The organism is Euzebyales bacterium (genome assembly GCA_035461305.1).
GTDB lineage: Bacteria > Actinomycetota > Nitriliruptoria > Euzebyales > JAHELV01 > JAHELV01.
The window spans coordinates 23,595-38,502 of record DATHVN010000157.1 but is presented as its reverse complement, the minus strand read 5'-3'; the positions used below and the strand labels follow the sequence as shown (position 1 = coordinate 38,502).

12 protein-coding genes, 1 tRNA gene and 1 pseudogene are annotated in these 14,908 nt (G+C 71.8%); 3 read left to right on the top strand and 11 right to left on the bottom strand.

Annotated elements, in window-relative coordinates:
* Positions 1–144: 144 nt before the first annotated feature.
* Both VK923_14565 and VK923_14560 read right to left on the bottom strand, forming a co-directional pair.
* Complete coding sequence (locus tag VK923_14565) at positions 145–669, bottom strand: FAD-dependent monooxygenase (GenBank protein HSJ45897.1); 525 nt, start codon at positions 667–669, stop codon at positions 145–147.
* Complete coding sequence (locus tag VK923_14560; protein ID HSJ45896.1) at positions 669–1,151, bottom strand: FAD-dependent monooxygenase; 483 nt, start codon at positions 1,149–1,151, stop codon at positions 669–671. Before VK923_14560 ends, VK923_14565 begins: the two co-directional genes overlap by 1 nt.
* Before the next feature lie 126 nt (positions 1,152–1,277).
* Here VK923_14560 and VK923_14555 point away from each other — a divergent pair, with 126 nt between their 5' ends.
* Complete coding sequence (locus VK923_14555; protein HSJ45895.1) at positions 1,278–1,955, top strand: TrmH family RNA methyltransferase; 678 nt, start codon at positions 1,278–1,280, stop codon at positions 1,953–1,955.
* Here VK923_14555 and VK923_14550 read toward each other — a convergent pair.
* The gene (locus tag VK923_14550) at positions 1,937–2,590 is read right to left on the bottom strand and encodes a hemolysin III family protein (GenBank protein ID HSJ45894.1); all 654 of its coding nucleotides are present in this window, start codon (positions 2,588–2,590) and stop codon (positions 1,937–1,939) included. The genes VK923_14555 and VK923_14550 overlap by 19 nt on opposite strands.
* Before the next feature lie 223 nt (positions 2,591–2,813).
* On the opposite strand from VK923_14550, the gene VK923_14545 reads away from it, so the two are divergent.
* A complete protein-coding gene (locus VK923_14545; GenBank protein HSJ45893.1) occupies positions 2,814–4,742 on the top strand; it encodes an ABC transporter ATP-binding protein in 1,929 nt (642 codons plus the stop codon).
* 296 nt (positions 4,743–5,038) lie between these two features.
* On the opposite strand, the gene VK923_14540 is transcribed toward VK923_14545, so the two are convergent.
* The 8 genes and pseudogenes from VK923_14540 to VK923_14505 form a co-directional block, all read right to left on the bottom strand.
* Entirely contained in the window at positions 5,039–6,058 is a 1,020-nt protein-coding gene (locus tag VK923_14540) for a serine/threonine-protein kinase (GenBank protein HSJ45892.1), read from the bottom strand.
* Positions 6,059–6,424: 366 nt separating this feature from the next.
* Complete coding sequence (locus VK923_14535; GenBank protein HSJ45891.1) at positions 6,425–7,729, bottom strand: M20 family metallopeptidase; 1,305 nt, start codon at positions 7,727–7,729, stop codon at positions 6,425–6,427.
* A gap of 17 nt (positions 7,730–7,746) precedes the next feature.
* The gene (locus tag VK923_14530; protein HSJ45890.1) at positions 7,747–8,784 is read right to left on the bottom strand and encodes a hypothetical protein; all 1,038 of its coding nucleotides are present in this window, start codon (positions 8,782–8,784) and stop codon (positions 7,747–7,749) included.
* Between the two features lie 111 nt (positions 8,785–8,895).
* Positions 8,896–8,988 (bottom strand) — tRNA-Sec (locus tag VK923_14525).
* 134 nt (positions 8,989–9,122) lie between these two features.
* Positions 9,123–10,283 (bottom strand): winged helix DNA-binding domain-containing protein, encoded by a 1,161-nt coding sequence (locus VK923_14520; protein ID HSJ45889.1) that lies wholly within the window; start codon positions 10,281–10,283, stop codon positions 9,123–9,125.
* 151 nt (positions 10,284–10,434) lie between these two features.
* Complete coding sequence (locus VK923_14515) at positions 10,435–11,172, bottom strand: gamma-glutamyltransferase (GenBank protein ID HSJ45888.1); 738 nt, start codon at positions 11,170–11,172, stop codon at positions 10,435–10,437.
* A 70-nt stretch (positions 11,173–11,242) separates the two neighbouring features.
* A pseudogene (locus VK923_14510) lies at positions 11,243–11,803 on the bottom strand (gamma-glutamyltransferase).
* Positions 11,737–12,183 carry a gamma-glutamyltransferase gene (locus VK923_14505; protein HSJ45887.1) on the bottom strand — a complete coding sequence of 149 codons (447 nt, stop codon included), beginning with the start codon at positions 12,181–12,183 and terminating at the stop codon, positions 11,737–11,739. Before VK923_14505 ends, VK923_14510 begins: the two are co-directional and overlap by 67 nt.
* 1,227 nt (positions 12,184–13,410) lie before the next feature.
* Between VK923_14505 and VK923_14500 the strand changes: the two genes are divergently transcribed.
* On the top strand, positions 13,411–14,907 hold the full coding sequence (locus VK923_14500; protein ID HSJ45886.1) for a glycoside hydrolase family 36 protein: 1,497 nt from the start codon (positions 13,411–13,413) through the stop codon (positions 14,905–14,907).
* Position 14,908: the final 1 nt, after the last annotated feature.

The following is a 14,908-nucleotide window of genomic DNA, read 5'->3' as shown; positions in this document are numbered from 1 at the left end:
ACGATGGGTGCGCGCGCATGCCTGCAGGCCACCTTCGATGGTATCCGGCACCGCGTAGGCGGCACCCGTCGGCCGTGTCGTGCGCGGCGCGCGTCACGTGTGCGCTGCCGGTGCGTGCTCTGGTAGGACGCCTCGCCCGATGACCTACGCCGGCACAGCGCGCAGCGCCGGGTACCGGTCCAGGAGGCGTATCAGCGCTGGCGTGCCGGGGCCACTGCGGCCGCGGACCAGTGGGCCGAGCACCCGATCGTGGACGATCTGCTGTCCCAGCTGGGTCAGGACGGTTGGCAGCGCCCGCCGCAGCTGCACCCGGGCCAGGTGCGCGGGTGACAGCGCGCCCCGTCGGAGCGGGTCCGCGGTGATGCGTGCCGCGGCGACGGCGTCCTGTACGGCGAGGTTGATGCCGACGCCACCGACCGGCGACATCGCGTGCGCGGCGTCGCCGATGCACAGCAGGCCCGGCCGCCACCACCGGCGCAGGCGGTTGAGCTGCACGCGCAGCAGCGCGATGTCGTCCCAGTCGTCGATCGCATCAACACGTCCGCGCACGAAGGGCGCGAGGTCGGCGATGCGCGCGCGGAACCGCGGCAGTCCGCCAGTCCGCACCTCCTCGTAGCCGTCCTTGGGGATCACATACCCGACCTGCCAGTGCATGCCGCGGTCGATCATCACCCGCAGCTGACCGCGGGACAGCCGGCCGAACGCATTGTCAGGATCGCCGTCGGCGCGTGGCAGGCGGAACCACAGCACGTCGATCGGTGCGCCGCGGGCGACGAGCGGCAGGCCTGACGCGTCGCCACCGAGTCGCGGCCGTCACACGCGACCACCAGGTCGGCCACGACCTCCACGTCCCCGCCGTCGGCCGTGCGCGCGCGGACACCGGTGACCCGGCGACCGTCGCCGAGGAGGCCGGTGACCTCGGTGCGCCGGCGGAGCGTGAACGTCGGGAGGCGCTCGGCGTGGCGCGTGACGAAGTCCAGGAAGTCCCACCGTGGTAGGAAGCCGAGCGTGTGGCCGTCGGGGATCCGGCGGAAGTCGGCGTGCTTCTCGAGCACGACGACGTTCACGCCCGCGCGGGCGAGCAGCAGGCCGAGCACGGCGCCTGCCGGCCCGCAGCCGGCGACGCAGCATGTGTTCCGGATCGTGTCCATGTCGGCCCCCAAGAACTTGGGCCAGTAGGCTCCCTGGGCCGTTGGAGCGTAGCGAGCTCGCGAGCCACGTGACTAAGTCAACAGAGGTTGAATTAATGGTCCCAGCGTTACTACTACGATGCCCCGATGGGTGATCAGGACGGCGTGCCTCCTGACGACGACCGCGTCGGCGTCCGGCCGCACCCGCGGCCGTGGCCCGACGATCCCCGCCTGGATCCAGAACTGCTCGCCGAGGGTGACCGCCGCAACGTGGTCGATGCGTACCGCTACTGGCGGACCTCGGCGATCGTCGACGACCTCGACCGCCGCCGCCACCCGTTCCACGTCGCGATCGAGAACTGGACGCAGGACCGCAACATCGGCGCCGTGGTGCGCAATGCCAACGCGTTCCTCGCCGCGGCCGTCCACATCGTCGGTCGTCGTCGGTGGAACCGTCGCGGCGCCATGGTGACCGAGCGCTACCAGCACGTCGTGCATCACGCTGACATCGACGCGCTCGTCGACTGGGCGGGCGAACGGAACCTGCCGCTCGTCGGCGTCGACAACCTGCCGGGTGCCGCGGACCTGCGGACGGCACCGCTGCCGGCCGCGTGCGTGCTGCTCTTCGGTCAGGAGGGGCCGGGGTTGTCGGCGGCTGCGCGGCGCGCGGTCGCCTCGGTGCTGTCGATCCCGCAGTACGGCTCGACACGCTCGATCAACGCCGGCGTGGCGTCGGGGATCGCGATGTACGAGTGGATCCGACGGCACGACCCCACGGTCGCCCCCGCGGTGGGTGCCGGGAAGGATCAGCCGAGCAGCACGTAGCGCCAGATGGCCAGGTAGTGGGCGGTCGAGGCGGCGACGACGAACACGTGGAAGACCTCGTGGAAGCCGAACCAGCCCGGGATCGGGTCGGGGCTGCGCCGGGCGTACACGACCGCCCCGACGGTGTAGAGCACCCCGCCGAGCACGATCAGCCCGTTGCCCTGCCATGGCAGCACCGACATGATCCTGATCATCGGTACCACTAGCAGCCAACCGGCGGCCACCGCGCCGAGGGTGCCCAGCCAGCGGGGAGCCTCCAGCGGTGACAGCGCGAACGCCGCACCGATCAGCGCGACCAGCCACGCCGCGATCAGGCTGCCGGTGCGCCAGGCGCCACTGAGCGTGTGGAACGCGATCGGCGTGAACGTCCCGGCGATCATGATCTGGATCATCGCGCCGTCGCAGCGGGACAGGATCCTGCGCGCGCGGGCGCTCCACGACGGCACGTGGTACAGCGAGCTCACCGAGTACAGGCCCACGAGGCTGGCAGCGAAGATCATGACCGTCATGCGACCGGAGGTGTCGAGGTGGGTCGCCGAGCGCCACAGCACCACGGCACCCGTCAAAGCGACCGGCACGGCGACGGCATGGAGCCACCCCCGCAGCCGCGGTCGCTGCAGTGCATGTGTCGACACACCCAACCCCCGGGCTTCGTGCTCTTCGTCGGACCGGCGCGCACCGGCCGACGCCATACGAGTGTGGCAGCAGGCGCTCGATTGTTCAAGCTCTGCTACATCGGCCCACGCGACCGATCGGTCAGCGGTCGCGCCGCCGCCCCCGCGCGCCCGACCGCGATGTCCGCTGGTGCGCTCGTGACCGGTCTGCGCCGCGGCCGGAGAACGACCGTAGGCTTGCCTCGTGGCCGACGAGCGTGACGCAGGGATCGACCGGCGGGCCACCGTGCGGCGCGTGGCCAGGCTCTTCTCGCCCTACCGCGGTCAGGTGGCCCTGGTTGCCGCGCTCATCGTCGTCACCGGTGGCATGGAGCTGGTCAACCCCTGGTTGACCAAGCTGGTGTTCGACGACGCGTTGTTCGTCGAGGGCGGACCCCACCTGCGTCTCCTCCTCCTGCTGGTCGGGACGATGGCGACCGTCACGTTGACGTCGGCCGCCCTCGGCGTCTGGCAGACGTTGATCGCCAACCGGTTGGGCAACCGGGTGATGCAGGACCTGCGCGACGACCTGTTCGCGCACCTGCAGCGGATGGACCTCGCGTTCTTCACCGCCACACGCACCGGCCAGATCCAGTCGCGGCTCGGCAACGACGTCGGCGGGGTGCAGACCGTCGTCACCGACACCGCGTCGACCATCCTGTCCAACGTCGTGGTCGTGGTCGGCGCGCTCGTGGCGATGTTCCTGCTGTCGTGGCAGCTGACGCTCGTGTCGCTGGTCCTGCTGCCGCTGTTCGTCTTCCTCCAGCTGCGGGTCGGACGCACGCGCAGAGCGGTCGCGTCGGACACCCAGTCGTCCCTGGCCGAGATGACGACGATCACCGAGGAGTCGCTGTCGGTCTCGGGGATGCTGCTGGCGAAGATCTTCAACCGCCAGGCCACAGAGATCTCCCGCTACCGCGCGGAGAACGCCAGGCAGGCACAGCTGCAGGTCACCCAGACGATGACCGGCCAGTGGTTCTTCGCGGTCGTCAGGTCGTTCTTCCAGCTGCTGCCCGCGATCATCTACCTGGTCACGGGGCTGGTGCTGGCCGGGGTCGCGCTGTCGGGGACCGCGGGGACGCTGACGCCCGGCACGGTGGTCGCCTTCACGACCCTGCAGAGCCGCGTGCTGTTCCCGCTGATCCGCCTGCTGCAGGTCTCGGTCGAGGTGCAGACGTCGTTCGCCCTGTTCGCCAGGATCTTCGAGTACCTCGACCTCGAGCCGCAGATCGTCGACCGCGAGACGGCACGGGACCTCGACATCGAGCAGGTCCGTGGCGACGTCCGCCTGGAGAGGGTGTGGTTCCGCTACCCGCCACCGCGGGTGACCGGTGACGGTGTGTCGGAGATGATCGCGGCGCCCGACGGTTCCGACGGGCAGCGGTGGGTGCTGCGGGACCTCAACCTACGCATCCGTCCCGGGCAGCTCGCGGCGCTGGTCGGACCGTCCGGCTCGGGCAAGACGACCACCTCGTACCTGCTGCCGCGGCTGTACGACGTGACGCGTGGACGCCTGCTGATCGACGGCATCGACGTGCGCGACGTCACGCTGTCGTCGCTGGCGGGGTTGATCGGCATGGTCACCCAGGACACCTACCTGTTCCACGCGTCGGTGCGCGAGAACCTGCGCTACGCGAGCCCCGACGCATCCGACGACGAGCTGGTCGCCGCGGCGCGGGCCGCCAACATCCACGACACGATCATGCGGTTCGAGGACGGCTACGACACGGTCGTCGGTGAGCGTGGCTACCGGATGTCGGGCGGCGAGAAGCAGCGCCTGTCGATCGCACGGGTGATCCTGGCCGACCCCCGGATCCTGATCCTGGACGAGGCGACATCGGCGCTCGATACGACGAGCGAGCGGCTCGTCCAGCAGGCGCTCGAGCCGCTGATGGCCGAGCGGACGACGTTGGCCATCGCCCACCGCCTGTCGACGATCCTGGCCGCCGACGTCATCTTCGTGCTGGTCGACGGCCTGCTCGTCGAGCAGGGCACCCACGTCGAGCTGCTCGCCCGGGGCGGCCGCTACGCGCAGCTGTACGAGGAGCAGTTCGGCGGCGGCGAGGTCGAGGCGCGCTGTGCCGACGGCATTGTGCTCCCGTCCGGGCGTGTGCTGGCCGACGCCGACCGGTGATCGCCCAACCCTCGCCCAGTGCAGCGAGCTGCAGCAACCCGTCGAGTTGGTCGAAGGTCGGGTGCTCAGCCAGCTCGGGCAGGCCCGAACGTGCGAAAGCGCCCGGTGGCCCTGTGGCGGCGGGATGGTCGCCCGAGGCCGCGCCGGACGACAGGCGGGCGAGCGCCTGCAGCGGGGCCAGATGCACCGCCGTCGGCTCTCGCAGCTCCAGGGCCGCCTCGAGCACCAGCGTGAACCGCTCCAGGTCGGCCATGCGCGACCGCACGGCGTCGAGATGTGCGGCCAGCGCCGCGCGGCTAGTTCGACAGGTTCGCCTCGTCGGCTGGGATCTCCGATGCCATGACACCGGGCGTGATCTCGGCCTGGGGCGAATCCGACACGGCCTCGAGCGGCCAGGAGAGCATGAAGCCGGTGATCACGGCCGCCGTGGTGACCGCGACCTTCGGATGGCGGCGGACGAAACCCGCGACCGTCAGCTCGCGGACGTCGGACGCGACCTGCTGTGCTGTGGGTGCCTGCTCCAGCGGCGGCAGGTCCATCGCCTGGTACGCGTCGAGGTAGGCGGCCACGGTGGCGGCGCTCGGGCGCTTGGCCGGGTCCCTGGCGGTCATGGCCGACAGCAGCTGTGGCCAGGGTGAGGGGAGGTCCTGCGGGATCGTCGGCTGGCGGCGCACGCGGGCGACAGCCGCGGCCAGCGGAGAGCCGTCGAACTCCTTGTGGCCCGTCAGGGCCTCGAGCAGCACGAGCCCGAGTGCGTGCACGTCGGCTGCCGGGCAGATCGGCCCGCCCAACAGCTGTTCGACCGCCGTGTACCCCGACGTCGTCCCCAGGCAGCCGTTCCGGTCGGTGTCCTGTCGTGGCGGGGTGCAGATGCCGAAGTCCGTCAGCCGGGCGCGCCCCTCGTCGAGGTCGAGCAGGATGTTGGTCGGTGTGACGTCCTGATGCACCAGGTTGTGCTCGTGGGCATGGGCGAGCGCCTCGGCGACGTCGCGCCCGAGGATGCGTGCCTGCTCGAGCGTTAGCGGTCCGTACCCCAGGCGCTCACGCAGGGTAGGGCCGTCGACCAGCTCGACGACCAGGTAGGGGCGCTCGTCCTCGACTCCGGCGTCGTACAGGCGCACGATCCCCGGGTGGTCCAGGCTCGACAGGGCGCCCAGCTCGCGGGTCATGGCCGCGTCCATCGAGTGGCCCGGCGCGAAGCGCTTGATGGCCACGTCGCGCTGCAGCACGGTGTCCCGTGCCTGCCAGACATCGGCACTGCCGCCAGCGCCGATGTTGGTCAACAACGCGTATCTGCCCGCGATGGTCTCAGGCATGCGCGATCTCCCCGATGCGGTTCGACGTTCGAAACATCGTTGCCCGAGCCGTCAGCCCTGGGTGCATGCCCGTGGCGCGGCTCCGTCAGGTCTGCGGTTTCGCGCGGTCAAGCGACGCCGGTCATCGTAGAACAACTCCTTGGCTGTGCAGGTAGGTGCAGCACCAATCGTTTTCCGTTGCTCGGCGTGTGTGGCAAGCGTCGTGCTCGAACTGCAGCGGTCTTCCTGTCCGGCGAGGCCGGTCGTGCACAGTGTCGTGGACCGGGCCTCTTCCGAGTAGCACGGACTGCCGAGGCGGGGAAGCGCCAGCGGCGAACATTGTGCCCGCAAATTGGCGATCGCGCACGCGAAATTCCGGATGACCAGCTACGACAGCAGTCCGAGGACGTCGATGACACCGCCCTCGGCATCGAAGTCCTCGACCATCGCGGCGCGCAGATCCGCGTCGGCGCAGATGTCCGCGGCGGTGCGCGCGAGACCGATGGCGCCGTCGAGCGTCGCCTCGTCCGCCCGGTCCGACGCTGCCCATTCGGCGAACTCCGGCGTGTGGATGGTCACCTCCGGTGGCGCGACGGCCAGCAGGGGGTGGATCGCCGGGACCCTGACACTGATGTTGCCCATGTCCGTCGATGCGGTCAACGAGGTCGGGGCGACGCCCCGTGGCAGCACCTGACGGCCTCGATCGGCGACGTTGACGGCGTATCGCGCGGCAAGCGGACGGTTGTTCCGAACCGGCAGGTAGGGAGGGCATGGATCCCACGAGAGCTCAGCCGTGGTGCCGGTCGCGGTGGCGGCCGACTCGAGGATGGCCTGCACCCGTTCGGTCAGCGTCGCCAGCGTCTCCGGTTCGGCCGAGCGGATGTAGAAGTGGGCCGTCGCCCGGTCCGGGACGACGTTGGGTGCCTGGCCGCCGTCGGTGATGATGCCGTGCACGCGGTCGCTGGGCAGCATGTGCTGGCGGAGCTGGGCGACGCCCGTGTAGGCGAGCACGGCGGCGTCGAGGGCGTTGACGCCCAGGAAGGGCGTCATCGCGGCATGGGCGGTCAGGCCGTGGTAGGTCACGGCGACCTGGCGGACGCCGAGCCACGGGTGGTCGGCGACGTCCATCCCGAACGGGTGCACTGCGAGCGCCGCGGTCACGTTATCGAAACCGCCGGCACGGGCGATCAACTCCTTGCCACCCCCGCCCTCCTCGGCCGGGGTGCCGATCAGCTCGACGGTGCACTCGAGCTCGTCGGCGACCTGGTGCAACGCGAGGAACGCACCGACGGCGGTCGCGCAGATCACGTTGTGCCCGCACGCGTGCCCGATGTCGGGCAGCGCGTCGTACTCGGCGATCAGGGCGACGGTCGGCGCACCGACGCCCGTCGTCGCGTGGACCGCGGTGTCCAGGCCCCAGCCGCCCACCTCGGCCTCGACGCCGTGCACGGCCAGCGTGTCGGCGATCACTCGGACGGCGCCGTGCTCGGCGAACCCGAGTTCGGGGTGGTCGTGGACGTCGTGCGAGAGCTCGAGCAGCGTGTCGCGCATCCCGTCGACCAGCGCGCCGATGCGGTCGTGCAACGCGGTCGCGCCGTCGAAGTCCGAGGTCGGCGCCGGCGGGTCCGCCCGCCTGATGCGGCCGGCGATCTGTTCCAGGTAGCCGGGATAGGGGCGTTCGGGCTGCTGCATGGGGGCAGCGTAGCGGGTCACGCGGAAGCGAGGACGGCGAGGCCAGCCAGCACCGAGACCACCACGACGCAGCGCGCAGGGAACTGCACGGCGCGGGCGGTCCGCGGGTCGTGGCGGGCGATCGCCTGGCGGTGCAGGACGGCGGTGGCCGCGGCGTGCAGCGCCACGAAGGCCATCAGGTCCACCGGCTGAAGCCACCGGCCCCCCGCGAGCAGGCCGTACGCCGCCGCGAGCGGTGCGACGACGCCGAACAGCCACGGACGTATGAGGCCGACGCGCAGCAGCACGCCGGCCGTCGCCGTCGCCGTCAGGAACACCGGGACGGCCAGCGTGGACGCGGTCGCGGCGATGGTGAGCCCGACCACGACGGCGGTCAGCCACAGCGCGGGGCGTGGAAGGACGACGTGCGCGGCGTTGACGACCGGGTTGCGCCACGCGAGGTGGCCATCGGCGCGCCGGCCGAGCGGAGCCGCGCGACCGATCAGGGTGGCCAGGGCCTCGAGCCCGTCACCGCGGGCGGGCCAGGACGGCCCACGGAGACGGCACAGCGCGGCCTGCAGGGCCAGGTGGCCGGCGCCCACGGCGGCGAGCATCCGTCCGTCGTCGACGGCCAGCGCGACGACCGACAGCACGGCGAGCACGGCGACGGCGGGCCAGCCGGGGGCCGCGGGGCCGGCCGAGGAGCCCCGTGACGGGCCGCACGCCAGGCGCACCGGGTTGACGATGCGGGCCAGCGGCCCGGCGACCAGCGCCGCGGCGGTGAGCACCGCAACACCCGTCGAGCCCTGGACCGGTCCGTCGTGCACGGCCAGTCCGACCAGGCCGGCGAGGGCGCCGGCGAGGGCGACCAGGCGGGTGGCGCGGCGGGTCCCGGGGCGGTCGAGCGTGGCCGTCATCGCCGCCGGCAGGTCACGGTGCCAGCGGGTGGCTGGCAGGTCGGGGCGGGTCGCAGCGCGCGCCGACAGCAGCCCGGCGGTGATCACCACGACGGCGGCGCCCGCCGTGAGGACGACGGGCAGCGGCAGGGCATCCTTGGGCAGCAGGTCCGTGGTCATCGCCTGGGTCGGGGCTGGGGAGCGGTGCAGCCGTGCGTCCCGCGCGCCGCGACGCAGGCCGGACCGTCGGGTCGTTCCGAGGCGGTTGCCGGGACGGTCCGGCGGTCGTCGCGGAGGCGAACGGGAATCGAACCCGCCAACCGGCTTGGCGCCGGTTCATCGGTTTTGAAGACCGTGGGACCCACCAGGAATCCTGACGCCTCCGCCCGCAACCCTACCGGTGCCCACACGCGTTCCGCGTGGCAGCCGGTGCCGGGATGCCGTGGTGGGTTGCCACGGTCGTGGGTGTGTGGCGGCTGGTGCCGGGATGCCGTGGCGGGTTGCCACGCCGATGGGAGTCAGGTGCGCGCGACCGTCGCCCGGGCTCCCGCGGGGAGCACGTGTCCGGCGAGCTGCGCGACACGCTGGTCGATCGCAGCCCGCTCGGTGGCGGTCAGCCCCCGGAACGGCGAGATCACGAGCCGGGTCGCGTCGCCGTCGGCCTCGGTGGTCCAGGTGCCCGCGACCATCCCGTCGACCAGGACAACGGCCGAGATCCATCCGGCGGTGCGCGACACCTCGTCGAGCCGACCGTCGGGGACGATGGCGACGCGATGGCTGATCGGGGCCAGCACGTATGGGTCGAACCCGCCGAGCAGCGCCACGCCCTCTGCCGGGGCGTGCTCCGCCAACGCGGTGGCGCCCTCGGGCGTCATCCAGCCCCGGTGGCCGTCGACGCGGACGACCGCCAGCTCCTCGGCGTGGCGTGCGAGCAGCTGCCGCCCGAACGGCTCGCGCTCGCCGAACCATCGCGCGATGTCGCCGGGGGTCGCCGGACCGTAGGCATCGAGGAACCGCCGCAGCACGAGCCGCATGGCCTCCTCCGGCTTCGGTGCGGGGCCCGTGTCGCCGAGCCACTCGTCGGGACGCACGAAGGTGATGTTGCGGTCCCGGTCGGGACCGAAGCACAGCAGCCCGCGGTTCGCCGCAGGCTTGAGCACTGCGCCCCAGCCGGACGTCAGCTGCTCCGCGAGATGGGCCCGGCCGGTCGCGTCGGCGAGCCCGTCGGCCAGCTCCTCGCGCGTCAGCCGCCGTCCTGCGAGCACCTCGGGAATGGCCCTGGTGACCGCATCGAGCTCGGCGGCCGTGACGCCGTGGTACTTCTCCCATGACGGCGTGATCCGCCACCGCCGGGTGGTCAACGCTGCGATCCACAGGCCGTACTCGGCGGCGGGCAGCCAGTGCAGTGTCCCGCGCATCGCCCACGTGCGGACCAGCGTGCGCTCGGTCCACAGTGCGGCGTCGACGTCGTCGTCGGTCGCTGGTGAGCGCACCCCGACGGCGAAGTGCGCCGACGACGTGACCTGGGCCTGCACGCCGCACAGCCGGGACGCGACCCCTACCGCGTCGGCGGCCAGTGCGGTGACGTGCTGGCGCGCCAGCCGCCACCCGCAGACCTGCGGCCAGGAGCTCGTCAGGTCGGGGTCTCGGGTCGTCAGCTGGTCCCTCGTGCGTGCCATCGCACGCACGCTACCCGCCTGTGGCCATGTGTGGCTGTCGGGCCACGCAGGTGGGTGCGGGTCCCACACCGCGCGGTGTCCGACTGCTTGGCGCGAAGGCGTGGACGGCCCGTCACCCGGTGCGTGGCGGGCCGTCGTGACGCTGTCGTCCTCAGCGTCCCCGATGCTGCCGGACGACGCCGGCGTCACCACCACCGCGCCGCACCGCCTCGGCGACGGCGAGGAAGCGGCCGGGGCCGAGCAGCTCGATCGCCGTTGCCGCGCCGAGCTCCTGGGTCGGCGGGTCCTCGAACACGTGGCCGAGCGCTTCGAGCTCCGCGCCGTACGCCTCGACGAACGCCGGCTCGGGCCTCACCTGCGGTGTGTTGCGCTGCGTCGCCCGGGGCTCCTCCACCGCCTCGGGCAGCGGCATGTCACGTCCCAGCCGGTTGGCCAGGATCCGGGCGACGGTCGTGATGGTCGTCGATCCACCGGGCGTGCCGACGGCCAGCACCGGGTCACCGTCGTCGAGCACGATGGTCGGGCTCATGCTCGACCGTGGCCGTTTGCCGGGCGCGGGCAGGTTCGGGCTCGGACCGGTGAAGTTGAAGTCGGTCAGCTCGTTGTTGAGCAGGAACCCGCGGTCGGGCACGGTGATCGCGCTACCGCCCGTCTGCTCGATGGTCAACGTGTAGCTGACCACGTTGCCCCAGCGGTCGGCCGTCACGAGGTGTGTCGTGGACTCGCCCTCGGCCGCGTCCACGGCGTTCGGATCGGGCAGGCAGTTGGTGCCGCCGTCCTCGTCGCACGGATCTCCCGGTGCCACTGGCTTCACGCTGGCGCTGGTCGGGTCGATCTGCGCGAAGCGTTCGGAGGCGAACTCCTCCGACAGCAGGCCGTCCTCCGGCACATAGACGTACCCGGTCGTCGCCGATGTAGGCGTTGCGGTCGGCGAAGGCGTGCGCCGTCGCCTCGAGGAACAGGTGGTAGAAGCCGGACGGGTCCGACCACGTGCCGTCCTCCATGATGTTCAGCGTCTCGCCGACCGTGATGCCGCCGCTCGACGGTGACGGCATGCCGAACACCCGGTAGCCGAGGAAGTCGACCTCGGTCGGCGCGAGGTACTGCACCTCGTAGCTGGCCAGATCCCAGATGTCCATGTAGCCCGGCTGCCACTCCTCGAGGGTCTCGTTGGCGGTCGGCGGGTTCTGGACGGCGTCGACGACCTCCTCGCCCAGGTCGCCGCCGTAGAGCCACTCCGGTCCGCGCCGCGAGAGCTCGCGGTAGGTCCGGGCCAGATCTCGGTTGCGCACCCGGCTGCCGACCTGAGGCACCTCGCCGTCGACGAGGTAGGTCTCGGCCGTCGGCGTGATCTGCCGGAACCGCTCGAGGTTGCCGGCGGTCTGTTCGGCGTAGGTCTCGTCGACCACGAAGCCATTCTGTGCTGCCCTGATGCCGGGCCGCAGCGCCTGCTTCAGCGAGATCGTCCCGTAGTGGTCGAGTGCCGCCACCCACGTGGCGAGCGTGCCGGGAACGCCCACTGAGAGACCGCTGTTGACGGCGTCGAAGAAATCACTGGCGTACGGCGCGAACACGTCGACGTCGAACCGATGTCGTCGGGACCCTCCTCGCGACCGTCGATGACGACGATCTCGTCCGTTTCGGCGAGGCGGATCAGCATGAAGCCGCCACCGCCGATGCCGGCAGAGTACGGCTCGGTCACGCCCAGCGTCGCTGCGGCGGCGACCGCCGCATCCACGGCGTTGCCTCCGTTGCGCAACACCTCCAGGCCCGCCTCGGTCGCGACGGGGTCGACGGTCGAGACCGCACCGCCGCGGCCGGTGGCGACGGGATCCTTGTGCGGCGCGCGGTCCCTCCCGCCCGGCGCCGCCGCGGCGACGGGCACGAGGGCCGCGAGCATCGCGACCACGAGACAACAGACGAACAAGGATCTCCGCAGACGAAGAAGGATCTCCGCATCGGTGCGCCCCCTTGGCACGGCTCCCTCCGGCGCGCTGATCGCGGCCGGTCCTGCACGGCAGCAGACTCGACGACGGCGCGTGGCGGTGCAAGCAGGTGGGGCGCACTACCCCCGCTGGTCGGCCGGTCGGCGAGCTCGACGACGTCGACCGCCAGGCGCCCGGCCTCGAGCTGGTCCAGCTCGTCGGTCGGCGCCGACGAGCCGGCGACCAGCAGCTCGATGGCGTCGGTCGGGCAGACCGGCGCCAGCGACACGGAGCCGACCTTCGTGCCGTCGGCGATGACGATGGTCCGTCGCGCCGCCTGCACGACCTGGCGCTTCACCCCGGCCTCCGGGAGGTTGATGTTCGTGATGCCCTCCGTGGCCGTGGTCCCGGTGCACCCGATGAAGGCCGCGTCGACGTGCAGCTGCGCCAGCAGCACGGGCGCCGGCGGGTCGACCAGCGAGTGCTGGAGGGGCCGGAGCGTGACGCCGATGACGATGACCGTGAAGCGGGGATCGCGGCCTCGAGCTCCAGCGCGGTGGGCAGGGCTTGGTCAGCAGCACGGTGTCCTCGAGATCACAGCGCACGTGCCAGCGCGGTGGCGGTGGTGCGACGTCGATGAAGACCGACTCGCCGGGCAGCACGAGGGCGGCCGCCACCGCGCCGGTCGCGTCCTTCTCCCTGGCATGCTCGCCGAGCGACTCCAGGTACGAGACCTCATGGCGTGGCTGCGGGACGACGACGGCGCCCCCGCGACGGATGTGGCCCTCCGCGTCGAGCGATTCGAGGTCGGCGCCGATGGTGACCTCGGACACGCCGAACTGGCGCGACAGGTCGGCGACGCGCACGAACGGCTTGGAGCGCACCAGCGCGACGATCGTCCTGCGGCGCTGCTCGGCGGGGCAGGAGACACGACGTGGCCGAGTCAGCGGATGCCCGCATGTCGATCCGTCATCGATCGACGGACGCCGACGCCGCGCGGGGACGGCTCCCCCCGGACCAGCATCGTGCGTCGAACGCACCCAGCGTGGCCGCGCAGTGGAGGACCGAGAGGCGCCCCATCGTCACCGTCGCAACGTGTGCGAGGCTTGTGGAACCACAACGGAACGGAAGGTCACCGTAACCCTGTCAGTCGGTGCCTCGACGGGCGCATGGACCGCCGTCGGTGATCAGGAAGGACTGCGATGCACCGTGTGCGGGTGCGACTGGGCGACGTCGCTGTGCAGGCGACTGCCGCGTCGGAGCCGGAGCCGGTCGCTGGTGGTCGTGTGTTGCGTGGCAACAGGGTCGTGGTCGGGTTCCCGGCGCCCCCGCGGCGCTTCTACCGGCACGGGTGGATGTCGTGGAGCCAGACGCGGTGGCTGGCAGTCGACGAGCCGGTCGCGCCGGTGCCGGTGCGTGATCTGTGGGTCTTTGAGGACGACCCCGTCCATGCTGCCGCGGCCCGGCAGGGCGGTGCTGTCGTCGGTGCGGTCGAGGATGTCGGCGGGGTGCTGCTGGTGGGCGCGTTGGGCATCAGCGGGCGCGTCGAGCTGGGCGATCACGGACTGACGGCGTGGTCGGACACGACTGACAGGTGGTTCGTGGCATACGGCACGGAAGAGGTGGTGTTCGCCGCCTACGCGCGCCTGCTCGGCGGGGTCGTCGGGACACGCGATCTGCCCGACCAGCGGGTGTGGTGCTCGTGGTACTCGTTCTACGGCGACATCACCGAGCCGGCGTTGCACAAGGTGGTCGACGACCTCGAGGGGCTGCCGTTCGACGTGGTGCAGGTCGACGACGGCTGGCAGCGTCAGATCGGCGACTGGGAGGCCAACGACGCGTTCCCGTCGGGGATGCGCGCGCTGGCGGACCGTATCCGCGCCGCGGGGTTCCGTCCCGGCCTGTGGGTGGCGCCGTTCCTGGCGCACGAACGGTCCCAGCTGCTCCGGGACCATCCGGACTGGCTGCTGCGCGACGACGCGGGGGCGCTGGTGTCGGCGGGCTGGAACTGGGGTGGCCGTGTCCACGCGCTCGACGTCACCCACCCCGACGCCCTGGCCCGCGTGGCCGAGGTGCTGCGGACCGTGGTGGGCTGGGGCTTCGACTACCTCAAGCTGGATTTCGTCTACGCGGGTGCGTTACCTGGTGTCCGGCACGCCGACGTGGAGCGGCACGTCGCCTACCGACAGGCGATCCGGGCGCTCCGCGGTGTGGTGGGTGACGAGGTGGTGCTGCTGGCGTGCGGTGCGCCGGTGGTGCCGTCGCTCGGGGTGTTCGACGCCCTCCGCGTGGGTCCGGACGTCGCGGAGGTGTGGGAGAATACGGAGGCCACCCGGTACCTGCACCGGCTCGCCGCGCCGCAGGCCCGCTACGCGGTCGCGACCTCGGTGCATCGGTTGTGGCTGCGGCCGCTGATCGGCACCGACCCGGATGTCGCATACTTCCGCACCCGCTACTGCCTGCTGAGCGAGGAGCAGAAGGCGCTGATCGCAGACCTCACGCGCGTGTGCCGGTTCCGCGCGACCTCGGACGTCCCCGCGACGCTGGACCGGCACGAACGTGACGCGCTGGCCGCCTACCTCACCGAGGACGTCGAGGTCACACGGCTGGGCCGGTACCGTTACGACATCGGCGGGCGGGAGGTTGACTTCGGGCTGGTCGCCGCAGAGCCGCCCGTCATGCTGCCCACGACGGGGTGAC